The 26,010-nt window shown below is 43.3% G+C and carries 26 protein-coding genes; 10 read left to right on the top strand and 16 right to left on the bottom strand.

Going from position 1 to position 26,010, the window contains the following annotated elements:
• Window positions 1-51: 51 nt before the first annotated feature.
• The 5 genes from leuA to srtB form a co-directional block, all read right to left on the bottom strand.
• Window positions 52-1,716, bottom strand: a complete 1,665-nt coding sequence (gene leuA / locus OW255_RS02970; RefSeq protein WP_268115589.1) for a 2-isopropylmalate synthase — start codon at window positions 1,714-1,716, stop codon at window positions 52-54.
• A gap of 310 nt (window positions 1,717-2,026) precedes the next feature.
• A complete protein-coding gene (locus OW255_RS02965) occupies window positions 2,027-3,187 on the bottom strand; it encodes a toxic anion resistance protein (RefSeq protein ID WP_024837389.1) in 1,161 nt (386 codons plus the stop codon).
• Complete coding sequence (locus tag OW255_RS02960) at window positions 3,184-4,482, bottom strand: 5-bromo-4-chloroindolyl phosphate hydrolysis family protein (RefSeq protein ID WP_024837390.1); 1,299 nt, start codon at window positions 4,480-4,482, stop codon at window positions 3,184-3,186. Before OW255_RS02960 ends, OW255_RS02965 begins: the two co-directional genes overlap by 4 nt.
• A 170-nt stretch (window positions 4,483-4,652) precedes the next feature.
• Window positions 4,653-6,005 carry a phosphoglucosamine mutase gene (gene glmM, locus OW255_RS02955; RefSeq protein WP_024837391.1) on the bottom strand — a complete coding sequence of 451 codons (1,353 nt, stop codon included), beginning with the start codon at window positions 6,003-6,005 and terminating at the stop codon, window positions 4,653-4,655.
• A gap of 66 nt (window positions 6,006-6,071) precedes the next feature.
• On the bottom strand, window positions 6,072-6,848 hold the full coding sequence (gene srtB, locus OW255_RS02950) for a class B sortase (RefSeq protein ID WP_024837392.1): 777 nt from the start codon (window positions 6,846-6,848) through the stop codon (window positions 6,072-6,074).
• Window positions 6,849-6,989: 141 nt separating this feature from the next.
• On the opposite strand from srtB, the gene OW255_RS02945 reads away from it, so the two are divergent.
• Window positions 6,990-8,195, top strand: a complete 1,206-nt coding sequence (locus tag OW255_RS02945; RefSeq protein WP_024837393.1) for a BTAD domain-containing putative transcriptional regulator — start codon at window positions 6,990-6,992, stop codon at window positions 8,193-8,195.
• 45 nt (window positions 8,196-8,240) lie between these two features.
• On the top strand, window positions 8,241-8,714 hold the full coding sequence (locus OW255_RS02940) for a methylglyoxal synthase (protein WP_024837394.1): 474 nt from the start codon (window positions 8,241-8,243) through the stop codon (window positions 8,712-8,714).
• Window positions 8,715-8,787: 73 nt separating this feature from the next.
• Here the strand turns inward: OW255_RS02940 and OW255_RS02935 are convergent, their stop codons facing one another.
• Both OW255_RS02935 and OW255_RS02930 read right to left on the bottom strand, forming a co-directional pair.
• Window positions 8,788-9,318 (bottom strand): HD domain-containing protein, encoded by a 531-nt coding sequence (locus OW255_RS02935; protein ID WP_024837395.1) that lies wholly within the window; start codon window positions 9,316-9,318, stop codon window positions 8,788-8,790.
• 163 nt (window positions 9,319-9,481) lie between these two features.
• Window positions 9,482-9,835 carry a hypothetical protein gene (locus tag OW255_RS02930; RefSeq protein ID WP_024837396.1) on the bottom strand — a complete coding sequence of 118 codons (354 nt, stop codon included), beginning with the start codon at window positions 9,833-9,835 and terminating at the stop codon, window positions 9,482-9,484.
• Window positions 9,836-10,393: 558 nt separating this feature from the next.
• Here OW255_RS02930 and OW255_RS02925 point away from each other — a divergent pair.
• On the top strand, window positions 10,394-11,158 hold the full coding sequence (locus OW255_RS02925) for a hypothetical protein (RefSeq protein WP_024837397.1): 765 nt from the start codon (window positions 10,394-10,396) through the stop codon (window positions 11,156-11,158).
• A gap of 128 nt (window positions 11,159-11,286) precedes the next feature.
• On the opposite strand, the gene malQ is transcribed toward OW255_RS02925, so the two are convergent.
• A complete protein-coding gene (malQ, locus tag OW255_RS02920) occupies window positions 11,287-12,771 on the bottom strand; it encodes a 4-alpha-glucanotransferase (RefSeq protein ID WP_268115588.1) in 1,485 nt (494 codons plus the stop codon).
• Window positions 12,772-13,042: 271 nt separating this feature from the next.
• On the opposite strand from malQ, the gene OW255_RS02915 reads away from it, so the two are divergent.
• The gene (locus OW255_RS02915) at window positions 13,043-13,789 is read left to right on the top strand and encodes an SIMPL domain-containing protein (RefSeq protein ID WP_024837399.1); all 747 of its coding nucleotides are present in this window, start codon (window positions 13,043-13,045) and stop codon (window positions 13,787-13,789) included.
• Here OW255_RS02915 and OW255_RS02910 read toward each other — a convergent pair.
• The 4 genes from OW255_RS02910 to OW255_RS02895 form a co-directional block, all read right to left on the bottom strand.
• Window positions 13,782-14,180, bottom strand: coding sequence for a YbaN family protein (locus OW255_RS02910; RefSeq protein ID WP_024837400.1), 399 nt, complete (start codon window positions 14,178-14,180; stop codon window positions 13,782-13,784). The two genes, OW255_RS02915 and OW255_RS02910, sit on opposite strands and share 8 nt — an antisense overlap.
• 1 nt (window position 14,181) lies before the next feature.
• Window positions 14,182-14,517, bottom strand: coding sequence for a nitrous oxide-stimulated promoter family protein (locus OW255_RS02905; protein WP_268115587.1), 336 nt, complete (start codon window positions 14,515-14,517; stop codon window positions 14,182-14,184).
• 199 nt (window positions 14,518-14,716) lie between these two features.
• Window positions 14,717-15,625, bottom strand: coding sequence for a mechanosensitive ion channel family protein (locus OW255_RS02900; RefSeq protein ID WP_024837402.1), 909 nt, complete (start codon window positions 15,623-15,625; stop codon window positions 14,717-14,719).
• A gap of 52 nt (window positions 15,626-15,677) precedes the next feature.
• Window positions 15,678-16,763, bottom strand: a complete 1,086-nt coding sequence (locus OW255_RS02895; protein ID WP_268115586.1) for a DUF3810 domain-containing protein — start codon at window positions 16,761-16,763, stop codon at window positions 15,678-15,680.
• 174 nt (window positions 16,764-16,937) lie between these two features.
• Between OW255_RS02895 and lepB the strand changes: the two genes are divergently transcribed.
• Entirely contained in the window at window positions 16,938-17,504 is a 567-nt protein-coding gene (lepB, locus tag OW255_RS02890) for a signal peptidase I (protein ID WP_268115585.1), read from the top strand.
• A 40-nt stretch (window positions 17,505-17,544) separates the two neighbouring features.
• Here lepB and OW255_RS02885 read toward each other — a convergent pair whose 3' ends face one another.
• From OW255_RS02885 to OW255_RS02870, 4 genes are all read right to left on the bottom strand, one after another.
• Window positions 17,545-18,408, bottom strand: a complete 864-nt coding sequence (locus OW255_RS02885; RefSeq protein ID WP_268115584.1) for an NAD(P)-dependent oxidoreductase — start codon at window positions 18,406-18,408, stop codon at window positions 17,545-17,547.
• A gap of 233 nt (window positions 18,409-18,641) precedes the next feature.
• Window positions 18,642-19,085: a ribose 5-phosphate isomerase B gene (gene rpiB, locus OW255_RS02880; RefSeq protein ID WP_024837406.1), complete on the bottom strand. Its 444-nt coding sequence runs from the start codon at window positions 19,083-19,085 to the stop codon at window positions 18,642-18,644.
• A gap of 113 nt (window positions 19,086-19,198) precedes the next feature.
• Window positions 19,199-20,308: a chorismate synthase gene (aroC, locus tag OW255_RS02875; protein WP_268115583.1), complete on the bottom strand. Its 1,110-nt coding sequence runs from the start codon at window positions 20,306-20,308 to the stop codon at window positions 19,199-19,201.
• A 14-nt stretch (window positions 20,309-20,322) separates the two neighbouring features.
• Window positions 20,323-21,381 carry a lactonase family protein gene (locus OW255_RS02870; RefSeq protein ID WP_024837408.1) on the bottom strand — a complete coding sequence of 353 codons (1,059 nt, stop codon included), beginning with the start codon at window positions 21,379-21,381 and terminating at the stop codon, window positions 20,323-20,325.
• A 223-nt stretch (window positions 21,382-21,604) separates the two neighbouring features.
• On the opposite strand from OW255_RS02870, the gene OW255_RS02865 reads away from it, so the two are divergent.
• Genes OW255_RS02865 through OW255_RS02845 form a run of 5 tightly spaced genes read left to right on the top strand, consistent with a single transcriptional unit; the run spans window position 21,605 to window position 25,935 of the window.
• A complete protein-coding gene (locus OW255_RS02865; protein ID WP_024837409.1) occupies window positions 21,605-22,138 on the top strand; it encodes a helix-turn-helix domain-containing protein in 534 nt (177 codons plus the stop codon).
• 17 nt (window positions 22,139-22,155) lie between these two features.
• On the top strand, window positions 22,156-23,232 hold the full coding sequence (locus tag OW255_RS02860; RefSeq protein WP_268115582.1) for an ABC transporter ATP-binding protein: 1,077 nt from the start codon (window positions 22,156-22,158) through the stop codon (window positions 23,230-23,232).
• On the top strand, window positions 23,225-24,037 hold the full coding sequence (locus OW255_RS02855; protein ID WP_024837411.1) for an ABC transporter permease: 813 nt from the start codon (window positions 23,225-23,227) through the stop codon (window positions 24,035-24,037). Before OW255_RS02860 ends, OW255_RS02855 begins: the two co-directional genes overlap by 8 nt.
• Window positions 24,037-24,825 carry an ABC transporter permease gene (locus OW255_RS02850; protein ID WP_268115581.1) on the top strand — a complete coding sequence of 263 codons (789 nt, stop codon included), beginning with the start codon at window positions 24,037-24,039 and terminating at the stop codon, window positions 24,823-24,825. Before OW255_RS02855 ends, OW255_RS02850 begins: the two co-directional genes overlap by 1 nt.
• Window positions 24,826-24,837: 12 nt before the next feature.
• A complete protein-coding gene (locus tag OW255_RS02845) occupies window positions 24,838-25,935 on the top strand; it encodes an ABC transporter substrate-binding protein (RefSeq protein ID WP_024837413.1) in 1,098 nt (365 codons plus the stop codon).
• Window positions 25,936-26,010: the final 75 nt, after the last annotated feature.

Genomic DNA, 26,010 nt, shown 5'->3' with positions numbered 1-26,010 from the left:
TTGAACTGCAAAAAGACGGGGCCGCGTCTTAAGCTGGCCCCGTATTTCTATTTAATAGAATAACCGGTTTACTGCACTGAAAATGCCTCGGATAGAGGATCTGGTAATGTTGGAACTGATTCCTACGCCGTAAGTTGTCTTTCCGGAGCGTACATCCAGCAAGTGGATATAGGAAGCAGCCTTTGCACCAGAACCTGAAGCAAGAGCGTGCTCGTTGTAATCAAGTACACGGATTTCAATATCAAGCTCTTTCTCAAGGCCTTTTTGAACCGCATCGATAGGACCGTTTCCGACTCCCTCGAATACCTTTTCTACGCCGTGATCCATGTAACGGACTCTTGCGAAGGTAGAGAATTCCACATCCTCCTCTGCCTCAGTGATCTGGGCCTTAAGGAAGTGAATGGGTTCTTTTCTATCCACGTAGTTGCTGTTAAACTCATCAAGAATCTGCTCTGGAGCAACCTCACCCTGCTTTTCGGAAATAGCCTGAATGACATCGGCAAATTCCTTGTGCATGCCTTTTGGAAGCTTGAAGCCATAAAAGGTATCCATAACAAAGGCTACGCCGCCCTTTCCGGACTGGCTGTTGATGCGGACCACCGGCTCATACTGTCTTCCGATATCGGCCGGATCAATGGGCAGGTAAGGAACCTCCCAGTAAGCATTCTTTCTTTCCCGCATGGCCTGCATGCCTTTGTTGATGGCATCCTGGTGGGAACCGGAAAATGCGGTGAAAACAAGCTTTCCTGCATATGGGTGTCTTGGCCCTACCTCCATCTTGGTACAACGCTCGTATACCTCGGAAATCTCACGGATATTCTCAAGATGAAGTTCCGGATTGATTCCCTGGGAGAATAAATTATAAGCTACCGTCAATATATCAAGATTTCCGGTTCTCTCTCCATTGCCAAACAGAGTGCCTTCCACTCGTTCAGCTCCGGCAAGAATGGCAAGCTCTGCAGCTGCAACTCCGGTTCCACGGTCATTATGGGGATGTACGCTTAAGATAATGCTTTCACGATTCTTAAAGCGCTGATTCATCCATTCAATCCGATCCGCATAGACATTAGGTGTCGTCATCTCTACGGTAGATGGAAGATTAAAGATAATTTTCTTATCAGGAGTGGCTCCCCAGGTTTCCTGAACTGCATTGCAGATATCAAGTGCAAATTCCAGTTCGGTTCCGGTAAAGCTTTCAGGAGAATATTCAAGTACCACTTCTCCGTCAAAGTCCTTCATGTACTGCTTCACCCATTCCGCACCCTGTATAGCTATGGCCTTAATCTCATCCATATCCTTTTTAAATACCACATCGCGCTGAAGGGTTGAGGTGGAGTTATAAATATGAACGATTGCCTTTTTTACGCCCTTTAAGGCTTCAAAGGTTCTCTTAACCAAATGCTCCCTGCACTGAACAAGGACCTGAACCACCACATCATCCGGAATTAACTTCCGTTCCACAAGCTGTCTTAAAAAGTCAAACTCAATCTGGGACGCTGCCGGAAAACCGACCTCGATTTCCTTAAAGCCCAGCTTAATAAGAAGCTGAAACATCTCAATCTTTTCTTCGACTACCATTGGCTCAGTCAGAGCCTGATTTCCATCTCTTAAATCCACGCTGCACCAGATTGGTGCCTTCTTAATCTCGTTGCCGGGCCATTGTCTTTCCGGGTAGTTCATAACCGGTACTCGTTTATATCTTTCATAATTCAACATGTCTTATCTCCTCCATAATCTTTCACTTGTCTGTCTGTTCCGGGTAAACCGGATTCTGCCATAAATAGCTGTTTCGTTTCTCATGCAAACACTATGACAGGCTTTGGAGTCGATAAATCACGCTGTACTTTTTGACAATGAACAACGTGGTTTTTATAGGTCTAACCCCATCTTCATCATTCCTTTTCATTAAAATCACATCCGTGCTCTGACAATGTGTCACGGTAAAGTGTTATGTTATTATAGCATGAGTAAAGAAGGCTTACAACCAGAAAATAATTTTTCTGCTGCAAGCCTTTTTTGCTATCACTTATTTACTTAGCTGTAATAATTTGTTTTTCAGTTCCCCTTCCATACGGGCAAGCTCTGCTTCCGCATCCATACGCTTTTGTCTTCCCTCTGCCTGAATACGCACCACCTCATCAAGGGTCGAGATCAGGGATTCATTTGTTTTCTTAAGGGTCTCCACATCAACAATGCCCCGCTCAGATTCCTTGGCAGTCTCTATGGTCGCGGTCTTTAATACCTCTGCATTCTTTCGAAGGAGCTCGTTGGTCATGTCTGTAACCTCTCTTTGAGCTCTGGCTGCCTGTTCGGAATGGTTGATGCCAATAGCAAGTACCATCTGACTCTTCCAGAGAGGAATGGTATTGACCAGGGTGGACTGAATCTTCTCTGTCATCAGGGTATCGTTATTTTGAACGAGACGGATCTGAGGTGCCATCTGAATGGAAATCATACGGGTCAGCTCAAGATCATGTATCTTCTTTTCAAAACGGTTTAACATGGCGGCCATATCATTGGCGGCCTGGGCGTCCTCAGGCAGACCGCTTTTGGCTGCTTTATCAAGAAGCAGGGGAAGCTCTGTCTGCTGTGCCTTTTTCAGCTTTCTTTTTCCCGCCAGGATATACATGGTCAGTTCCTTAAAGTACGTGGTATTTAAGTCATACATCTTATCCAGTAATGCGATATCCTTTAAAAGCTGGATTTGATGGTTTTCCAACACCTTGCAGATCTGATTTACATTAGTCTCTGCCTTGGCATACTTTGATTTCATGGCATCCAGACGGTTGGCACTCTTTTTAAAGAAACCAAAGAAGCCTTTTTCCTCTTCCGCAGTTTCAAAGCCTTTTAACTCCACCACCACATCCGTAAGCATCTGGCCTACTTCTCCCAAGTCCTTTGACTTTACATTTTCCAGAGCAGTCTCTGAGAAATCAGCGATCTTTTTCTGGGCATTGGCGCCGTACTGGAGTACCAGGTTGGAATTTAATAAGTCGATTTTTTCTGCAAAGTCTGCCACCAGCTTTTCTTCTTCCGGGGATAAGTTAGCTTCGGGAAGAGATTCCGGCTCCTTACCCAGGTTAAGCAGTTCTTCCTTTGTCCCGGTGGTTTCTACGACAGAATCAGAAAATGGAGTCAGGGTCAGTTCTGGTGCTTCTTTTAACATCTCATCAATCTCTTTGCTCATCTTTGCTTTCCTCCTGCGAAATCACTTTCTGCAAATCCATCCTTTTTTAACATGGTCTGCAGCACAGATGCGTCGGTAGTTACATCAAGGACCGCATCCTCATATAAGTCATCTAAAAGCCGTTCAAAAGCCTTTTGAATGGTATCCAGAGTGGTTTCAATCTCTGCCTTGGCGGAGTTTACATTCTCGCCTCTGGAGCCTGCACTGTCAAAATCCCGATAGGCGTTTACAAGCTTTACGGTGGTGGGAAGATAGTAATCCATAAAGCGTTCCATCTCTTTCCCCTGTTCCGGGTGCTTTGATACGGTATCAAAAATCCGCCTTATGACATCCTCAAGGTCCGAAATCTTATTGGAAATGACCTCTCCTGGGATGGCATCATTGGCTTCCTTAAGCATTCTCAAATAGTTTCGTCCAGCCTCCATCATCTCTTCGAATTCTTTGGAGACCTTCTGTGTTCCCTCTTCTTTTGCACTTACGAGTGCTTCCTCTGCTTCTCTTTCGTTTCTTTCCTTTAAGGCTTTTTGACATTCTAAGTACTGCTTGTAGGTATCCTCACTTAGCATAAGACAGGTTTTCTGCTCATCCAGATAGGCATGAGAGAATATGTTATGCTCAATCATTTTCTGTACGTCCTTACGGACAAACTCCTTCGATTTTCCAATGAGAGCCGCCAGCTCCTCAATGGTGCAGTACATCTTTCTTCCGGCCTGTTTTGCATAAAGCTTTCCACGTTTTTGCCGGCTTCCCATATCAATTCCACCCTTTAGCATAAGACCAAAAAAAGTACCAAAAGAAGCAAGTACTAGAGTAGAGCCTAACATGAGCCAGATATCCGGCTTTGCAATCATGGCAATCATCCAGGTCACAAGAAGAACAACGGTAATGAGTGAAAGGCCAATGCTGCCAAATATAGTAAAGAGGATACCTGCCACACGGCCACTGTTATTTATCTTAATTCCTTCTTCCCGAGGTAAAATGGCTTGTCCTTTGGAAGCTTTCCTATCCCTTCTTCTACTGGTTTGAAACGCCTGGTAGCCTGGTTCTGATTCCTCGCTCATCTTCTCACTGGCATAGGATTCCTTCCGTTCACTGGACTCACTGTGGTAGGAGCGATAAGAGGAGAATCTTCCCATATCTCCGTGCTTTTTCAACTGGCTTCTGGCTTCATCAAGGGCGTCGTTAACGGAATCAGAAATGGTTTTATTAAGTCCCTTAAAATCCATGGAACGGATTGCACTTTCTACCGAATCCAGGATCTGATCTCCTAAATTTGATATATCTTTTTTATCCATAACGTTCTGATCTCCCAAAATATTTCATATTTAAAAAATATCATATCACGAAACCAACCATTTTACAACGAATGGGCATAGGAAAAAAGCTGGAAAATAGTAACGAAAAAAGGCTGGCCAGCTTTCTTTATAAAAACTGGCTCGCCTTTCTTTATTCGTAATATGACAGGTTAAATGACATGACCTTTTTGTTTCATCACTTCAATGACCTGGTCTACATAAGTCTCACAGGTGTGTAAGTCTGCTGCTTCTACCATAACACGAACCACTGGCTCAGTGCCTGACTGGCGAAGGAGAATTCTTCCGCTCTCACCTAAAAGCTCTGCAACCTTTTCTACTTCTGCAATCACTGCTTCATCATCCTGGGCAGCTGTTTTATCGTGAACACGGACATTTTTAAGGACCTGAGGGAATACTTCAAATTCAGAGACCAGCTTTCCAAGGCTCTCCTTTTTCTCTAAGATTACTTCCATCACCTTTAAGGATGTAAGAATGCCGTCTCCTGTGGTGGCATGCTTGCTGAAAATAATATGGCCGGACTGCTCGCCGCCAAGGCAATTGCCGTTTGCTACCATATTTTCGTATACATATTTATCGCCTACAGCGGTCTTTTCATAGTCAATGCCTTCCCGCTGGAATGCCTTATAAAGGCCGAAGTTTGACATAATGGTAGTGACTACCTTGTTGTTCTTTAAGGTTCCCTGCTCCTTCATGTATTTTCCGCAGATATACATGATGCCGTCGCCGTCTACGATGTTGCCGTGTTCATCCACAGCCAGGCAGCGGTCTGCGTCTCCATCATAAGCAAAGCCTACGTCAGCGCCTACTTCCTTGACAAATTTCTGAAGCTGGCCGATGTGGGTGGAACCACAGCCGGTATTGATGTTTAATCCGTTGGGTTCGTTGCTGATGACGTGTGTCTCGGCTCCCAGAGCATCGAATACATTCTTTGCAATGGCAGAAGCACTTCCGTTTGCACAGTCAAGGGCTACTTTTTTATTTTTAAAGGACCGGGTTGCAGTGGAAATCAAATAACCGATGTAACGGTTTCTTCCTGCTGCAAAGTCCACGGTGCGGCCGATCTTATCCTGGGTTGCCAGGGGAAGTTCTCCCATCTCACCGTCAATATACCGTTCAATTTCAGTGATAACGCTCTCTTCCAGCTTCTCTCCCTTTTCATTCATGACCTTGATGCCGTTGTCATAAAAAGGATTGTGGCTGGCGGAAATCATGATACCGCAGGAAAAGCCTTCGGTTCTCACCACGTAAGATACGCTGGGAGTCGTCGTAACATGAAGAAGGTACGCATCTGCGCCAGAAGCGGTAAGACCTGCTACCAGAGAGTATTCAAACATGTAGCTGCTGCGTCTTGTATCTTTACCTATTACGATTCTGCAAACTTCATCTGGATTTTTCTGTCCATAGTACCAGCCTAAAAAGCGTCCTACCTTATAGGCATGCTCTACTGTCAGTGTGACGTTTGCTTCCCCACGAAAGCCGTCGGTTCCAAAATATTTTCCCATCTCATATCTCCTTTTTTACAAGTCTGCAGTGTATACAGAATTATATGTAATATATCACACTCTTTTCTATTTTTCAACCTGAGGCACCTCATAGGCATATAGGATAGTCCTTGCATCGGCCAGCTCATAGCTGCAAGTGACAAAGGACCACAGCGTCCCTATGGGGACGTCAGGCGTTTGATAAAAGAAGCCCTTTTTGGTCATCTTCTCTACATATCCCTGAAACTCTTCCTCTGTATCAAATTTGGTTCTTCGTCTTTCCCCGTCTGCATCCGTATAAAGGACTGTAAAGGGACGAAGATGATATTCACGGTCTGGTGTGTATACGGTTATTATTTGATGTTCTTTAAAAAATGATTCTTCCTTATATTTAATGATGTCCTTGAACATGGATCCATTTTTCATATGATGACCGTATAATATGTTATGCCTTCCAGAAAAATCAGGTTCGCTTTCATAATCAAGAAATATGGCTCCAGACGGATTCTTTTTGCCTTCAAAATCAGTGTCCAGATATGTTTCGTTATTATCGGTCTGAACGATTGGATAGTCTATGGAAGTGCCTTCGATTTTAAGCCAGCCGACGATATCCGGGTTCATCGCCTTTAACTGATCAAACTGAATGGGGGAAACATACTGATTTTCAGCAGTTTCCTCTGAAGCTTTGTCTGTACTCTCTTCCGATTCTTCCCTGCTTGTTTCTGTAGCCAGCTTCGCAAGGTCTTCATATTGACGCTTTTCTTTGTCTTTTTCCCGGTAGTCGGAATAAAGGATACTTGCGCCTGCAGCAAATAAAACAAGGGCTATTATAAGAATAACAATGGGCGGCTTTCTTTTTTCCATTCAAATCCTCCCTTACTTCTGCAATTTTTTCCTTAATTATATCGTATGACCAAAAAAATCTCAATCTTTTATAAGCTCTGCTAGACTTTTTTCTTATTTTTCTATATACTTTAAGTAACAAAACGTCATTTGGAGATGCTTATGAAAAATCAGGAATCTGTCATCTATGTTAATATGCTGGGAGGATTCTCCATATCCATCGGGGATAAGGCTATTGTGGATCAGAATAACCAGGCAAAGAAACCTTGGAGTCTTTTGGAATACCTTATCACCTTTCGGGGGCGGGATATTCCTGTGGAAGAACTTATCGATCTGTTTTGGAAGGACGAAGGAAGTAACAATCCCGCAGGCGCATTAAAGACCCTCATGTTCCGTGTACGGAAACTATTGGAACCACTTGGCTATCCCACACAAGAGCTGATTTTCCAGAACCGCAAGGCTTATGGGTGGACCAAACACCTTACTACCGTCTGTGATACGGACCGTTTTGAAGATCTGTGTGTACAATCGGAAGCGTTAGAGCTTACCTTTGACCAGCGGCTTTCCCTTTGTATGGAAGCCTTTACTTTGTATAAGGGTAACTTTCTACCAAAATCGGAATGGGAAACCTGGGTAGTTCCCATTCATACCTATTATCATACCCTTTATCAAAAGCTTGTAAACCGGATCTTAAATATGCTGGATGAGAAAAAAGATTATCCCACTATGATTGAGGTATGCCAGCAGGCCATTGCCATCGACCCTTACGGCGAGGACGGCCATTACTACTTAATCTGCGCTCTGTACCAGAGCGGAAATCAGCTTATGGCTATGGAGCATTATCAAAGAGTCAATGATATGTTCTATAATGAATTTGCCATTACTCCTTCTCTTCGGTTTAAGGAGCTTTATAAGCTGATCAGCGATAAAAAACATGGTATTACCATGGATTTAAGCAACATTCGGGAAATACTATTAGAGGGCGGTACCAGCAAAGGTGCTTTTTGCTGCGAACCTTCTGTGTTCAGGGACATTTATCAGCTAGAAACCAGGGCCATTGAGCGTACCGGAGATTCTATCTTTTTATGTCTTCTTACCATCAGTAACTTAAAGGGAGAGCTGTTAAAACCAGCCGTTCAGACGAGAGCCATGGACGAGCTTGGAGAATCCATACGTAATTCCCTTCGGCGGGGTGATATCTTCAGCCGTTACAGTGTCAGCCAGTACTTAATGCTTCTTCCCACAGCTACCTATGAAAACGGGGAGAATGTTTTAAAGAGAATCATTCAGAATTTCAAAAAAGAATATTCCAGAAAAGATTTATCCATTACTTATTCGCTGCAGAGTGTTACGCCCAATCAGGCATAGCTTTCGTCAGATAAAAAACACATTTCTAACCACAGGAGGAACCGGATGTTACAGGACGATTTTATTACACTCACTTTAGAAAAAACAAAGAATATTGCATTGATTGCTCACGACAATAAAAAACATGAGCTCATGGACTGGTGTAAAGAGCACTATGAAACCCTGAAAGACCATAAGCTTTGTGGGACAGGCACTACAGCACGTATGATTACCGATCAGACAGGCCTTCCTGTAAAGGGCTACAACAGCGGTCCTTTAGGCGGTGACCAGCAGATCGGTGCAAAAATCGTAGAGGGACGGATCGATCTGGTAATCTTTTTCTCTGATCCTTTAACTGCCCAGCCTCACGATCCGGATGTAAAGGCACTCCTTCGTATCGCCCAGGTTTATGATATTCCCATTGCCAATACAAAGGCAACAGCCGACTTTATCATCACCTCACCTCTGATGGGACAAGTATATGAGCACGAAGTCATTAACTTCAATAAAAATATCCAGGAACGTGCGCAATCATTATGATTCCGGATTTCCTATGATTCATGAAAAAACGGCAGGCCCTCCATTCTTTAGAAGACCTGCCGTATATTATTACTTAACCAAAAACCATCTTGCACAGAGTGGTGTATTCCTGGTAGGCAGGATACGTTTCAAGGCCGCAAAGCCGTTCTGCGATTCCTTTGTAATACCACGCATGCTCTGATTTATTCTTTTCATTAAAGCGTTCCCATATTTCATCTCCCAAAAGATAATAATCCCTTGCCGTAGAGCGAAGATTGCTTAACTTGTCCGCTAAAACAAGTTTCTTACACTCCAGGGAGGCATGTTCCAGATGATGAAGGGTCGCGCACTTTCTCTCTTTCCAGCTCTTTGTCTTATCTTCTGTCTCTTCCATGACAAGCCTTGCCACCCTTAGTCCGAATTCCTTTTTCAGCTCTTCTTCCGTTACTCCGGCATCCTCGACCACGTCGTGCAGAAGAGCGGCGCAAATGAGTTCCTCATCAGCCGCCATTACGGTAACGATGACTGCTGTTTCTAATGGATGGACGATATAGGGAATTTTGCTTCCCTTGCGATAAGTTCCCTCATGAGACTTAGCCGCAAATGCAGCCGCTTTCTCGACCATACTGATTCTCCTTTGGTTGTTTCTTACTATATATAGTAACACAAATTATTTTGTTTTAACAGTCAATCTTGTAAGATTCCAGAAACAACCGTAATCGATTCTAACTAAAATCTATACTATGTAAAGGCAGGTCCCAAACATCTGGGATACCTGCCTATTATTACTAAACAACTCCTGCAGTGTTAATATTGATATCGTCAACAACCACGACGATGATAACGTTATTGCTAAAGTTATCGCTGAAGTTATTACTTAAATTTCCGTTTAAATTGCCGTTTAGGTTATCATTTAAAAAGTCATTAAAGTTATCGTTAAAGTTATCTCTGAAGTTATCGCTAAAATTATCACTAAAGTTATCGTTAATGCTTCTGTTCCCATTAGAATTTCTTCTGTTACCACAACGGGATTCTCCACATCTTTCTCTTACGAAACGCTCTCTGGCTTCAAAATCGTTACTATTACCATTACCATTATTCCAGTGATTACGCCCACAACAATTTCTATTACAGCAACACATATATCTCACTCCTTTCTTGATAAGACATACTATATTTTATGCCACTGGCAGACAAGTAGTGAGAAAACAGAACGTGTGTTTGTTTTTAAGGGTAGTTATAAATGCAAGGTCAGGAATTTACTAGAATTAGAATAGGCTTTATTAAGGCTTTATATCATGCTTTCATGTGTTTTAGTTATTACTAAGAAACGGGCTTAAAGCTATAAGATATCAAATTAAAATGTTAAATAGCAAATTGTATAAGCGCCGATGAATAAACCATTTTAGCTGCTGACACACTGCTATTAAGTGATTGATTAAATGAAGCCGCAGTCCCCCGGTCTATCTGAAATTCCAATAAAACAGCCCCCGATCAAGGAAATGAACCATGCTGAAAATACTTATCCAGAGCAAAGAACCTGCAATATTTATCGAATGATTTTTCCCTCAAGCACACATAAACTTGTTATCTCGTAAGAATAAATTAAATTATTACGATTTTTCAGTTCATCTTGTAAGATCCCCCATTTTCTGCTATGCTAGGAAACGTAAAAACAATCAGGAGGATAGTCAAACAGTATGAACCAGTATAACAATCAGCCAAGATCAGGCCGCAGGCAATCAGGCCCTCAATACCGACAAGATGCGGGAAAACATGGTTTTCTTTCGGTCCTTCTGTTTTATGTGCTGCCTTTTATTCTTATCAATGGTCTTATCTTCTTTGTGGTAACAGAAAAGCCAAAGGGAGATATTTCCATCGGCGAAAGCAGCGATTATATTTCAACCACCATGGAACTTAAAATAAGCTCTCTGCTTCCTTTAAAGAGTATGGAGGTGACCTTGGACGGAAATCCTGTGGAAATCACAAAAACAGGTTCCAAGATCTATACAGCAAATTTAAAAAATAATGGCGCCCTGGAAGTAAAGCTTACCGGATTTAATAAAATGAGAACCGTTTTCGGCGAGCAGGTGAATGTTCTGGATGATACTCCTCCAGTCATTAAGGACAAGATGTTTAAGGAAGGAATTCTTTCTTTCCGTCTGGATGACAGCCAGTCTGGAGTGGATTATTCCTCTGTTACTGCTTATAATGAGGACAAGCCGGAAATTCTCCCTCTTTCCATTGACCGGAGTACTGGACTTATCATGTTTGAGATCAAGAAAGAGAATCTGACCATCTCTGCTAAGGATAAGATTGGAAACGAAATGCACGTCACTTATGATCCAAAAGGCCAGAGCGTGGATGATGAAGAGTTGAATGGCGAAGAGAATCAGCTTCCGGATGATGAGACTTTAGAAGATACCGAGAATGCAACAGATAGTAATAAAAAGAATACGAATTAGAATATAATTAAAAGATTCCGGGCTTACTGGAATCTTTTTTTATGGAATAGAAAATTACACTCTATTTCATAAAAAAGAATGTTGGAAGTGTGCTTTTGGGGCACACACCAACATTCCGTATAGAACCTTTATTCCTTTCCTCTGCCGTAAAGAAAGGTAAGCTCCCTGCATTTATTTAAGATATCTTCTGTCACTTCCCCGGGAAGGAGCCTGAAACGCCAGTTCTTTCCTAAGGTGGAAGGCTCATTGATCCTGGCCTCACAGCCAAGGCCCAAATAATCCTGAACCGGGATAATGGCAAGGCGTGCCACGCTTTGGAGTGCTAAACGGATATAGTTCCAGGAAACCTGTTCTTCTGATGGGTTCGTGGTATTCATGTAATTATCGGCAAATCTTCTGTCCTCCTGGGATAAGCTGTAATACCAGCTTTTTAAGGTATCATTATCGTGAGTTCCGGTGTACACCACGCTGTTTTGAGTATGGTTATGAGGAAGATAATCGCTCTCCTCCCAGGAATTAAAAGCGAATTCCAGTACCTTCATTCCGGGATAACCAGTTTCCTTTAACAGGTTTTTGACGGAAGGCGTCAGAAAGCCTAAATCCTCTGCAATGATATCAAGTTCTCCAAAGGCTTTTTTCATCTCTTCAAAGAAATCGATACCAGGGCCCTTTTCCCAGGCTCCCCCTATGGCATTTTCACTTCCTGCCGGTATGGAGTAGTACTCATCAAATCCCCTGAAATGATCCACACGAACCACATCATAAAGGAGGAAGCTGTATTCCATACGCTTTTTCCACCATGCATAGCCCGTTTCCTTATGATATCCCCATCGGTAAAGGGGATTTCCCCAAAGCTGGCCAGTGGGAGAAAACCCATCCGGTGGGCAACCGGCTACGGCAATGGGGTTTCTATCCTCATCAAACTGAAAAAGCTCTGGATGAGACCAGGTATCTGCACTGTCAAAGGCCACATAGATGGGCATATCTCCAATGATGCCAATGCCCCGGTCCCCTGCGTAGGACTTAAGCCTGTTCCACTCTTCTGTGAATTTCATTTGAAGAAAAGCATAAAAGCCAATCTCACCTTCAAGCTCCTTCTCATACCGGACAACTGCCTCGGGATTTCGAAGACGGATATCTTCCTCCCACTCAATCCAGGATTTCCCCTGAAAATGATCTTTTAAAGCCATATAAAAGCAGTAAAGTTTCGTTTCTTCCCCCAAAGACTCCATAGCCTCTGCTGATGTGTGTCCCCCCTCTTTCCAGCGGGCATATGCTTTCTTTAATAAGGGAAAACGGTTGTGATACAGTTTCTCATAATCGATATACCTGGAATCTCCCCCAAAATCTGTAGAATCACATTCTTCTTCCGTGAGAAGTCCTTCCTTTATAAGCTCTGTTAAATCTATAAAATAAGGATTTCCTGCGAAGGCAGAAAAAGACTGATAAGGGGAATCCCCATAGCCGGTAGGGCCCAGGGGCAGGATCTGCCAGTACTTCTGTCCTGCTCTTTGTAACTGATCCAAAAACTCATATGCCTCTTTTGAAAATGCCCCGATTCCGTACTTTGACGAAAGACTGGACACCGGAAGCAACATACCGCATTCCCGCATAGATCTTCTCCTTTAACGCCTATATTTTCCATTCCATATTATCTTATGGTGTCTGTTTACACAGTAACACGGAGGAGGAAGAAATACAATATTTTTTAGATGCCTGGTATTATTTTTGACATTTTATGACCCTTAGGATTCCATTATGACTATGTTAGAAATCCGTAATCAAAACCTATGAATTTTGACCTGGAATGTTAAGAGAAAAGAAATACACGATTTCCATTTTTCCTGTAAAATAAAGGTAGAAAAGGAAAAGGAGGAATTTAATATGAGAAAAATAAATAAACCACTGGCAGCCATTGTTATCGCCGCTGCCGCTATGGGTCTTACCGCATGTGCAACACAGCCTACAGCAGCTCCTGCTGCCAATGTATCCGTTGATAATAAGTCTTTCAATACCATTCAAGTACAGAGTACAGAAAAAGTAAAGGTCGTTCCTGATATGGCAGAGGTGAACTACTCTGTTTCCACACAGGCTGCAGATCCAAAGGCTGCCCAGGAAACCAATACCCAGGATGTTAACAAGGTCATTGATTTCTTAAAGAAAGCAGGCGTTGATGAGAAATCCATCCAGACCTCAAACTACGGACTGAATCCAATTTATGATTACAATGCCGGACAAAAAATCACCGGATATGAGATGCGCACAGGAATTATTGTTTCCGATCTTCCTATGGATAAATTAGGAACTCTGGTGGCTTCCAGTATTGAAGCCGGCATCAATAACATTGATCACATTGCTTATATGTCCAGCAAATACGATGAAAGCTATCAGGAAGCATTAAAAAAAGCAGTTTCCGCTTCTAAGGTAAAGGCAGATGCCATTGCAGCTGCAAGCGGTGTTACTCTTGGAACTATCACCAATGTGGTAGAATTAAGCACATATAACGAAAACCGTTATGAAAGCGTTGAAGGCGCTGCATTTGGTGCTCAGGCAGATGCAAAATCAATTGCAGTGGAACCTGGTCAGCTTGATGTGGAAGCTCAGGTTACTGTGACTTACGGTATTAAATAATACCATCTGCTGTAGTCTCTGGCTTTAAGGTTTTAACACCAAAGAAAAAGAAGGCAATATGGCAGAGCCATACAATTGCCAGGATAATCTGGCCCACCGGAATCCGGCTCATGGCGAAGAAGCCTATGGCCATGGCAATGGTCAAACTGAAAGAAAGTGTCAGCTTGGTTTTGATTGTCATGGCACGCTTCTTCACATAGCTTTCCAAATGATTTTTATAAAGACTGGTATTTAAAAACCAGGCATGCAGCTTATCGCTGCTCCTTGCAAAGCAGTAGAGCGCCCCCATTAAAAAGGGGAACGCAGGGAGCAGCGGTAAAACTGCGCCCAAAGCGCCAAGTCCCGTAAGAAGAATTCCTGCCGCGCACAGCAGCTTCTTTTTTATCTTCATTTTATGATTCTACTTCCTTTCTGGATTCTATCATATGACGGATCACCATGACCGGATGCCGAAAAAACAAACGCTTCCCGGAAAAAACCATGACTTCCCGGATTCGCTCCCGCATATCGTCCCGGTAACAATGTACCTTGCACTGGGAGCAAAAGGTCTTTGTCTCTGTAAAGGGACAGCGCTCTGTCCGGTTGCGTGCGTAAGCTTCTAATTCTTGGCACTCCTTGCAAAGCCCATTTCTTGTTCCATGCTTTTTCCTACAGTATAATGCAATCATACGGTATGTAATCTTGATTTCACTTTGTTTTTTTTCCTGAACATTCATTGATACGTTCACTTTCCCTTCCATGAACTCAATGTATTATCTCACATGAAACCACATTTGAATAGCTGCTCATACATGCAAGACCTTTTTATTATCATATTACCAGATGAATGGATTTCATGCGCCTGATTAGAGATGGCCGTATGTATAAAAAGAGTCAAGAAATCTTGCCCCCAAGACTTCTTGACTTAAAATCTTAACATGAAGCATGTTAAACCTGTTCTTTCCCGTAAAGTGATAAGAGATTGTGGGGAACTTCAATTCCTTCCTCCTCCAGCCGAAGCTTAATCTGTTCTAAAACCTCGGCCCGGACGGTCCAGTAATGTTCCATGAGGGCCCAGCCTCTGATCCCGATGATCACTGACTGCTCCGTAAGATCGCTGACATATACCTCCATGGGCTCTTCTTTTAGAATCCACCTGTGGTTTTTAATAATCTCTTCCAGCACCTGTTTGGCCTTTTTTAAATCCGAGCCATAGCTGATCCGTATCAGCACATCAAGCCTCCGCTTGTCCATGGCAGTTACGTTGGTGAGGGCAGAATTTGCCAGAGTGCCGTTTGGAATAACAACCTGCTTATTGTCCGCCGTGGTCAGTATGGTATAGACCAGACCAATGGTGCGCACAGTGCCTTCTCCATCTCTGGCAATGATATAATCTCCTACCCGGAATGGTTTCATGAGAAGAATCAATACGCCTCCGGCAAAATTAGCAAGGCTTCCCTGGACCGCAAGTCCAATGGCAATACTGGCGGATCCAAGAAGTGCTATAATAGAAGCTGAGCTTACACCGATCTGGTCTGCGATGACAAAGGCCAGAAAGCAGTACAGCATGGCGTTCAGTACGGACAACAAAAACTTCCTTACGCTGATTTCCATGTCCATCTTTTTAAAGGACCGCTCCAAGATATGATGAGTCATCTTGATAAGCCTTGAGCCGATAAAAAATATAATAAGAGCAATCAATAGCTTAATTCCAAATGCTATGAGATGAGGCCCCCAGCCCTTAATGGTCTCAAGAAGGACATTGGGCTTTAACTGCTCTAAGTTCTCCTGGACCTCTTCACTAAAAATAGCCAGGGACTCATCTGCTGTTGAGGTAGTGAGCATATATAATATCATCTGAGTTTCTCCTAATTCATTCATTTCCCGTGTGGAACTACTGTGTATTTTATCATTCCCTGAGAATTATTTCAATAGACTTAGGCTGTGTCCCCTTCTCCCACTGGTGATAAGCCAGCATTAAATCTACCATTCTTCCATAGCTTTTAACTCCGTCTGACTGGCTGTTCAGCTTTAGATAAGTATCATTCAGCTGATTTGACACTTCCGCCGTCTTTCCTTCATATTTGCCCCAAAATTCCGTATTATACTTAAGATCGTCCCAAATCCGGTCAGAAAGCATGCCGGAGACCTTTGCGTATGCCTGGGGATCTGCTCCTTCCAGGGCATTGGTGGCATAGATCCAGCCGGTGAGATACCCGCTGTACTGAAATGACAGCTCATCGGAGCCGATACAGGCCAGATAGCCGATAAAATTGGCCTCATCTTCTCTCATAAAGCCTCTTAAATGAGACAGCTCATGGCAGAGAGTATGGGGAATGTTATAATCTGGCATGGAACGGTTATATATGGCCTCTGCGGTAAAGGGAGAATACTGTCCGCAAAGCTGCTGTATGGAGAAAATATAAGACCATAAAAGCGGCTTTGGCTGAGGATAAAATCCGTCAAGCTCCGGATATAACTGGCCCAGCTGTTTCATGGCGGCAACACTTTCTGCACCCATGCCTTTTAATTCCAGCTTACTTGTTTCTGACCCTGACATACGGTTTAGAGTTTCAGTCAGATTCTCACAAAGTAAAATCAAGTCCTCAATAGAAGATTCCTTTATAGAAAGACCGGAATAGGCGGAAAATGGCCTGCGGTAATAATTAATGCCGCAATTTATGGTAAATAAAAAAAAGAGCAGGGTAAGAGTAAAAATACTACTGATTAGAATTTTCTTCAAATTACGGATGGAACGGATGGCATAAATGAGAAAGAAAAGAAAAAAGAGAATGGATAGCACCTCTAAAAGAGCAAAAGGAAATAGACCGGTGATCCCTCCCAGAATCCCGACGATCAAAGGATAGATGGACTTAGAATACCACTCCCCAAATCCAGGAACGTTTCTTGCCATGACCTGCAAAAGCAGGGAGATAAAAAACATCACCGCAGATGCGATGAGAAGCCGTTTATTTTCCTTCTTTGTTTCTTCCAAAGGCCCTCCTCCTTATGTGCACAATTCGATAATTTTATATTACCGCCATAATATGGCTATTTCATGGAATGTTTGTGAATATTTTCTTACCATTTTGTGAACCCCCTTGCGTTATGTGGAAAACTCATATAAACTCAATGAGGAACCATAAAGCAGAGAAAAGAAGAGAACAATATGAAGAGAGACGAAACCATGCAAAATGAGCAGAAACCGTTTAGCTGGAAGGATGAGATCATAAGCTGGATTAAGATCATCGTCACAGCAGCTGTCATTGCGTTTGTGCTTAACAACTTTATCATTGCTAACAGCAGAGTGCCAAGCGGATCTATGGAAAAGACCATAATGACAGGAGACCGGGTCATCGGATCCCGGCTTTCCTATTACTTTTCTGATCCACAGCGCGACGATGTGGTCATCTTCCACTTTCCTGATGATCCCACCGGCAAGACTTATTACGTGAAGCGTATCATAGGGCTTCCAGGAGATACCGTTGATATTCGAGACGGAAAGGTTTACTTAAATAATTCTGAGACCCCATTGGACGAGCCATACTTACCAGAACCAATGGAACCAGAAGAAGAGGCCCACTTTACGGTCCCTGAAGATTCTTATTTCATGCTGGGAGATAATCGTAATTTCTCCGCTGATGCCAGACGCTGGAATCATAAATATGTGAAAAAGAACAAGATCATTGCAAAGGTCTTATTCCGGTATTATCCATCGATTAAAAAAATTCAGTAAAAATGCAGGCCAGAAATCTCTGGTCTGCATTTTAATGCTTTTACCACTGATAATATTTAATCAGGGCCTGAGTTCCCTCATCTCCATGCCCATTCTCTTCCATATTCTCATACATGGAGCGGATATAGGTAAGGACTCCCAGACTGACACCAGCCCGCGCAGCCTCTTCCTCCGCAATCTTCATATCTTTGATAAAATGCTTGATAAAAAATCCCGGTTCAAAATCATTTGATAGAATCTTTGGGGCCTGGGCATTTAACTGGGCACTTCCGGCGGCTCCTGTGGCTATGGATTCCACCATATTCCTGTCATCCAGTCCATTTGCCCTGGCATAGGTGATTGCTTCACATACCCCTGCGATAGAACCTGCGATGGCAATCTGGTTGCACATTTTGGTATGCTGTCCATTTCCCGGGCCTCCCGTATACCGAATGGCCTTTCCCATGGCTTCAAATACAGGAAGACAGCGGTCAAAATCTTCCTGATCGCCTCCTGCTAATATGGTCAGGGTTCCTTCTCTGGCTCCCGTATCCCCTCCGGTCACAGGCGCATCTATGGCCTTACAGCCTTTTTTTCCTGCCTCTTCATAAATCCGTTTTGCAAGCTCAGGACTTGTGGTCGTCATGTCAATGAGACAAGTTCCTGGATCTGCCCCTTTCAGGATTCCTTCTTCTCCAAAATAGACCTCTTCCACATCTTTGGGATATCCTACAATGGTAATGACACAGTCCTTATCCCTGGCACAGGAGGCTGGATCCGGATACCAGATGGCACCTTCCAAAATAACGTCCTCTGCCTTTTCTCTGGTTCTTGTATAGATTCCAACTTCAAAACCAGCCTTCATTAAGTTTCTCACCATGGACTTTCCCATGATTCCCACGCCGATAAATCCGATTTTTTTCATTTTGTATCTCCCTCTCCCATCAAGTATTTTAATCTAATTGTAGCACCCTGAAAATGGCTTGTACAGATGAAACATGCCTCTTTTTTATCTTCCTCTTAAGCGTCACGTGCAGCCTGCAGGTCGTGCTTTTTATGATATAGGGGAGTTCGTAGAACTTTCCTGTATCATAAAAAGAGGGTGCTGCAAAATGAATTTACCATCTCACAACACCCTTAATATCATCGTATCATATCTTAATTTCTGCTCTCGATATCCATAACCATATCCACACGTCTCTGATGTCTTCCGCCTTCATACTTGGCATCCAACCAGTTCTCGGTGATCATCTTTGCCATCTCATCGCCGACAACTCTTGCGCCGAAGCAAAGAACATTGGAATCATTGTGCATTCTGGAAAGTTTTGCAGTGTAAGGCTCGCTGCAGACACAGGCACGGATTCCCTTTACTTTATTACAGGCAAGAGAGATTCCTACTCCGGTTCCGCAAATAGCGATTCCAAGATCTGCTTCTCCGTCAGCAACTGCACGTCCTACCATCTCGCCGTAAGTTGGATAATCACAGCTTTCTGTGGAATTGGTGCCAAAATCAATGACTTCATATCCTTTGCTTTCCACAAATTTCTTAATGGCATTCTTCATTTCTATGGCCGTATGGTCATTTCCCATTGCGATTTTCATATTTAATCTCCCGTTTCTATTCCTATATAAATAATATATGCGGCATTTACCATACCACAAATGAAGGATTTTATCAACCCTGTATCTCCACCACCTGATTGGTTATAGATCCTTTATTGATTCTGTCCGTAGAAAGACTGAATCCGGTCCATTCTTGATGACATGTTAACGAGGAGCAGATCTGCGGTTGTAAGGGCTGCCATAGCTTCCACCACCACTACGGCTCTTGGAACTATGATAGGGTCATGGCGGCCTTTGATTTCAATCTCCGTTTCCTCTCCCTGCCTCGTCACCGTTTTCTGGGGTAGGGCAATGGATGGAGTTGGCTTAAAGGCTGCACGGAATACCACCTGGGAACCGTCGCTCATACCACCAAGAATTCCGCCGGCATGGTTGGTGGCCTTTTCGATCCTGCCATCCTTACCTTTGATGAAACGGTCGTTGTTGATAGAGCCTGTGGAACGGGAAGCTAAAAATCCGTTTCCAATCTCAAACCCTTTGACCGCGCCCATAGACATGATTGCCTTTGCAAGGGCTGCATCATACTTTTCAAAGACCGGATCACCGATGCCTGCTGGTACACCGTCGATGATGCATTCCACCACTCCGCCTACGGAATCAGTTTTCTCCATCATCTCTTCTAAATATTTCTCCGCCATGTGAGCCGTCTTTAAGTCCGGCATATAGAGACGGTTTTCATCCCTTTCCTCTATATTAAAACGTTCCGGGTCAATCTCATACGGTCCAACAGCCTTTGTATAGGCAGTCACATGGATTCCAAGCTGTTTTAAAAATACGGCGGCAACAGCACCGGCTGCTACCCTGGCCGTGGTCTCCCTGCCAGAGGACCGTCCGCCTCCCCGGTAATCCCGGAAGCCGTATTTAGTATCAAAGGTATAATCTGCATGACCTGGACGGTATACGTCCATGATATTGCCGTAATCCTTGGAACGCTGGTCCTTGTTCCATACTGCCATGGAAATAGGAGCTCCGGTCGTCTTTCCTTCAAACACCCCGGAAAGTATCTCTACTTCATCTGATTCCTGACGCTTTGTGGTAAACTTACTTTGCCCCGGCTTTCTTCTATTAAGATAAGCCTGAATATCCGCTTCTGAAAGAGGAAGTCCTGCGGGACAACCATCTACCACTACGCCTACGCCCTTTCCATGGGATTCCCCCCAGGTGGTTACCTTCCATATTGTTCCCAGTGTTGATCCTGCCATGAATGTCTCTCCTTTTAATTGCTGACCTTTACAATCATACAGCTGTTTGGCTCATTGACCTTCAGCTCTTTTCCGTTCATAATAAGAAGTCCTTTTTCGTAGTCCACGGTAAAGAATGTAATGCTTCCTGTTTCATGGTTAATAGAAGCAATGTGCTTGTCATCGGGGAATACGCAGATATCTTTAGGATAGCTTCCGCTCACCGGAAGGCAGCAGGAAAAGGTAAGAAGTCCTGTTTTCTTATCCCGGTCATAGACTGTAATGGTATTATCCCCAGCATTTCCGCAGAACATGTGAGTCTCATCGTTTGAAAAACGCATGGAGCAGGCAGCTGTCAGTTGAGTCAGAGGAGCCTTTCCTGTGGTCTCAATGGTCTGAATCTTCTCAATCTTAGGAAGACGGTCTCCGGTTTCATAGGTATATACATCAATAACATTCTTTAATTCATGAAGAAGATAGAAGAATTTTCCATCCTCGCTGAACCGGAAGCACTTAGGAGCAGATTCCAGATCGCAGCGGATGGCATCAATTAAAAACATCTCCTCATCCTTTTCATCAAACCGGTAAATCTTTACCTGGTCGATTCCAAGGTCAGCCACCATAATGAACTTTCCGTCTGGCGTTCTTCTGGAACAGCTTACGTGAGGGCGGAAATTTCTCTCTGCTACACTTCCAAAGCCTTTATGAAACACTCCTGTTACAATATCTCCCACAGAACCGTCTTCATTCAATCTGAGTACGGTACACTTGCCATCGTGATAACCGGAAACGAATATATATTTATCCTCTGCATCTGTAGACAGGTGGCAGCCGCGCATTCCTTTGATATTGGCAGAATTCAGTCTTGTAATAGAACCGTTCTCATGAATGCGGAAAGAAACCACACCTTCATCTGCGATGGAATAAAGAGTCTTTCCATTATTTGACGCTATCAGATAGGAAGAATTGTCTACCTCCACCTCGCATCTGGGTACGAAACGGCCCTTTTCCACGTCCACATCATACACTGTAATTCCCTTGGCCTGTCCATTGTAGGAATAGGAGCCTACATACGCCATGTATTTGCCCTTCATCATAATATTTCCTCCTGGTTTAATCCTTGTATAAACTAGAAATATCATATCATAAGATTCCTTATTTGTTAAGGAAAAACTTCCTTAAAAAGTATTGACATCACTGGGAAAATAAGTATAATGTATCTTGCTGCCTGTTTATTATTACTAAACTTTTAGGTTATATCTATAGTCAGTTAGTATAAGTAAACTTTCAGCTTAACATAATAAAAAGGAGGAGCACATGGATATCGGTACAAAATTAAAAGAACTGCGTGTGTTAAAGGGGCTGACTCAGGAAGAGCTGGCTGACCGTGCAGAGCTGTCAAAGGGATTCATATCCCAGCTGGAAAGGGACTTAACATCTCCCTCCATTGCGACTCTTATGGATATATTACAATGTCTGGGAACCTCCATCGGCGAGTTCTTTAATGAAACCCCGGAAGAGCAGATTGTATTTGGCAAAGGGGATTACTTTGCAAAATACGAAAGGGAGCTGAAACACGAGATTCGCTGGATCATTCCCAATGCCCAGAAAAACATGATGGAACCCATTCTTCTTACCCTGGAAGCCGGCGGCGAAACCTACCCGGACAACCCTCATGAGGGAGAGGAATTTGGCTATGTGATGCAGGGCAGTGTATCCATTCATATTGGAAATAAAACATATAAAGCCAAAAAGGGGGAATCCTTTTACTTTATATCAGATAAAAAACATTATTTAAGCAGCAAGGCCGGCGCGACCCTTATCTGGGTAAGTTCACCGCCAAGCTTTTGACAGGAGGATAAAAGGTCATGGGTCAGCCATTAATTGATTTACGCAATATTACAAAAAGTTTCGACGGTACCATGGTACTGGACGATTTAAACCTTTCCGTGAAAGAAAACACATTTGTCACTTTATTAGGACCCAGCGGCTGCGGCAAAACTACAACCCTGAGAATCATCGGAGGCTTTGAACGGCCGGGAAAAGGACAAGTGATCTTTGACGGTCAGGATATTACTAACCTTCCGCCAAACAAAAGACAGCTTAATACCGTATTTCAGAAATACGCTTTATTTGCACATATGTCCATTGCAGAGAACATCGCATTCGGCCTTAAAATAAAAAACAAGCCAAAAACCTACATTCAGGATAAAATCAAATACGCCTTAAAGCTTGTAAACTTAGACGGCTTTGAAAACCGCAGTGTCAGCTCCTTAAGCGGCGGTCAGCAGCAGAGAATCGCCATTGCAAGAGCCATTGTCAATGAACCAAGAGTACTCCTTCTTGACGAACCTTTGGGAGCCCTTGATTTAAAGCTGAGACAGGATATGCAGTATGAGCTGATCCGTCTGAAAAATGAACTTGGCATCACCTTTATCTACGTGACCCATGACCAGGAAGAAGCTCTTACCATGTCAGATACCATCGTTGTTATGAACCAGGGATATATCCAGCAGATGGGTTCCCCGGAGAACATCTACAATGAGCCGGAAAATGCATTTGTGGCTGACTTTATCGGCGAAAGCAATATCGTTCCCGGCATTATGCTTCGGGATGAGCTGGTCAACATCTTTGGCGCTAAGTTTGCCTGTGTGGACAAGGGCTTTGGAGTGAACAAACCGGTAGACGTTGTTATCCGCCCGGAAGACATTGACCTGGTTACACCAGATCAGGGAAGCATCTCCGGAGTTGTAACTCATCTGATTTTTAAAGGCGTTCATTACGAGATGGAGGTAACCACTCCAGACGGCTTTGAATGGCTGGTACACAGCACTGATATGTTCCCGGTAGGCCAGAATGTAGGCATTCATGTGGACCCATTTGATATCCAGATCATGAATAAGCCTGCGTCAGAAGATGAGGAGGCGGTTGGAATCAATGAATAAGAAAGTATTATCCGGCCCCTATCTCATGTGGATGATCGGCTTTATCATCATCCCTCTGGTATTAATCGTAATTTATGGATTGACGGACCGGTCCGGCAGCTTTACCCTGGCGAATGTAATTTCCATCAGCACCGAGGAACATGCAAAGGCATTATGGCTTTCTCTTTTACTGTCCTTTATCAGTACGGTCCTTTGCCTGATCTTAGCCTACCCTCTTGCCATGATTCTTCGTTCCAGAGGAATCGGACAGGGTAGCTTTATTGTTTTTATCTTTATTCTGCCTATGTGGATGAACTTTCTTTTACGCACCCTGGCATGGCAGACCCTTTTAGAGAAGAACGGAGTTATTAACGGAATTTTATCCACACTCCATCTTCCCGGACAGAGCCTTATCAACACTCCTGGAGCCATTATCCTTGGTATGGTGTATAACTTCCTGCCATTTATGGTTCTTCCTATTTATAATGTACTGATGAAAATTGATGACAATGTGATTAATGCCGCCAGGGATTTAGGCGCTAACTCCTTTCAGGTGCTCATTCGTATCCTTCTTCCTTTAAGCATACCTGGCATTGTCAGCGGAATCACCATGGTATTTGTTCCGGCCCTGACTACCTTTGTTATCTCAAACCTGTTGGGAGGCAGTAAGATTCTCTTAATCGGTAATGTCATTGAACAGGAATTTACAAAGGGCAGCAACTGGAATCTAGGCTCCGGCCTTTCCTTAGTCCTTATGATTTTCATCCTGATCAGCATGGCACTGATTGCCAAATATGATAAGAACGGGGAGGGAACCGCATTTTGATGAGCAGAAAAATAGATGTTATCAAACGAATCATTCAGGATTTTTATCTGGTGATTATTCTGGTGTTCCTTTATGCACCCATTGCCACCATGGGAGTCTTATCCTTTAACAGTTCCAAATCAAGAACCCAATGGGGCGGCTTTACCATGAACTGGTACACGGATCTCTTTTCCAGTGCAACCATCATGAATGCTCTTTACAACACGCTTTTAATCGCTTTTTTATCTTCTCTCATTGCGGTTATTATCGGTACGGCAGCAGCCATTGCCATCAACAGCATGGACCGGGTGCCAAGATCTGTTCTTATGGGAATTACCAACATTCCCATGCTGAATGCGGATATTGTGACAGGAATTTCTCTGATGCTTGCATTTATCGCCTTTGGAATCTCTTTGGGCTTTAACACCATTTTGATTGCACATATTACCTTTAACATTCCGTATGTCATATTAAGCGTCATGCCGAAGTTAAAGCAGACTGATAAAAGTACCTATGAAGCCGCCATGGATTTAGGCGCAACGTCTATAAGGGCGTTCTTTAAGGTAGTATTTCCGGATATACTTCCGGGAGTGCTTTCTGGTTTTCTCCTGGCATTTACCATGTCACTGGATGATTTCATTATCACCCATTTTACACGAGGAGCCGGAATCAATACTCTATCCACCCTGATTTACAGTGAGGTGCGCCGAGGCATTAAGCCTTCCATGTACGCACTTTCAACCATTATCTTTATCACGGTGCTGGTGCTTTTACTCATCACCAATTTTGCACCCAAGAGAAAAAAATAGGAGAATATGCTCATGAAAAAAAGTTTAGTAAAGGTGCTCACCTTTGGCGCCCTTTCCCTCTTATCCATTGCTTTGCTCAGTGGCTGCGGAAAAAAAGAAGCAAAGGCCGGCGGCGCTGGTGAGGTTTATGTATACAACTGGGGCGAATACATTGATGAATCCGTCGTCAAACAGTTTGAGGATGAAACCGGCATTAAGGTTGTCTATGATTTATTTGAGACCAATGAAGAGATGTATCCAGTCATTGAGGCTGGCGCGGTGAAATACGATGCGGTTTGCCCTTCTGATTACATGATTCAGAAGATGAGAGAAAACAATCTTCTGGCTGAGATCAATCCGGACAACGTTCCAAACTTAAAGGAAATCGATCCCAAGTACATGGAAATGTCCAAAAGCTTTGACCCGGAAAATAAATATTCCGTTCCTTACAACTGGGGAACCGTAGGAATTCTTTATAACACAAAGATGATAGACCCAAAGGATGCACCGAAGAAATGGTCTGATCTTTGGGATGAGAAATACAAAGACAATATTCTGATGCAGGACAGCGTACGCGATGCCTTTATGGTAGCTTTAAAATCTCTCGGCTACTCCATGAATACCACCAACGAAGCGGAAATCAAGGAAGCCAAGGAGCTTCTCATTAAGCAGAAGCCTCTGGTACAGGCTTATGTCATTGACCAGGTCAGAGATAAGATGATCGGTGGAGAGGCTGCAATCGGAGTGATCTACTCTGGCGAAATGCTTTATATTCAAAATGAAGTTAAGGATCTAAACCTGGATTACTCCCTGGAATATGTGATTCCGGAAGAAGGAACCAACCTGTGGCTGGATTCCTGGGTTATTCCTGCCAATGCACCCAATAAGGAAAATGCAGAGAAATGGATCAATTTCTTATGCCGTCCTGACATCGCTAAGAAGAACTTTGAATATATCACTTATCCGACTCCAAACAAAGGAGCTTTCGATCTTCTTGACCCGGAGATTAAAAATAACAAAGCGCTGTTCCCTGGGGATGATTTGTTAAAGAACAGTGAAGTTTATCAGTATCTTGGGGATGAGGTTGATTCTCTTTATAATGAAGCGTGGAAAGAAGTAAAATCAAATTAAATCAATGCAATAGAAAAAGCGGAAGTTCTGGATTTTAAAATCCTTGCTTCCGCTTTTTTAATGTTTACTCTTTTT

Source organism: Lacrimispora xylanolytica (genome assembly GCF_026723765.1).
GTDB lineage: Bacteria > Bacillota > Clostridia > Lachnospirales > Lachnospiraceae > Lacrimispora > Lacrimispora xylanolytica.
Note: the sequence above shows the minus strand (reverse complement) of the source record. Positions and strands in the feature narration are given on the sequence as shown.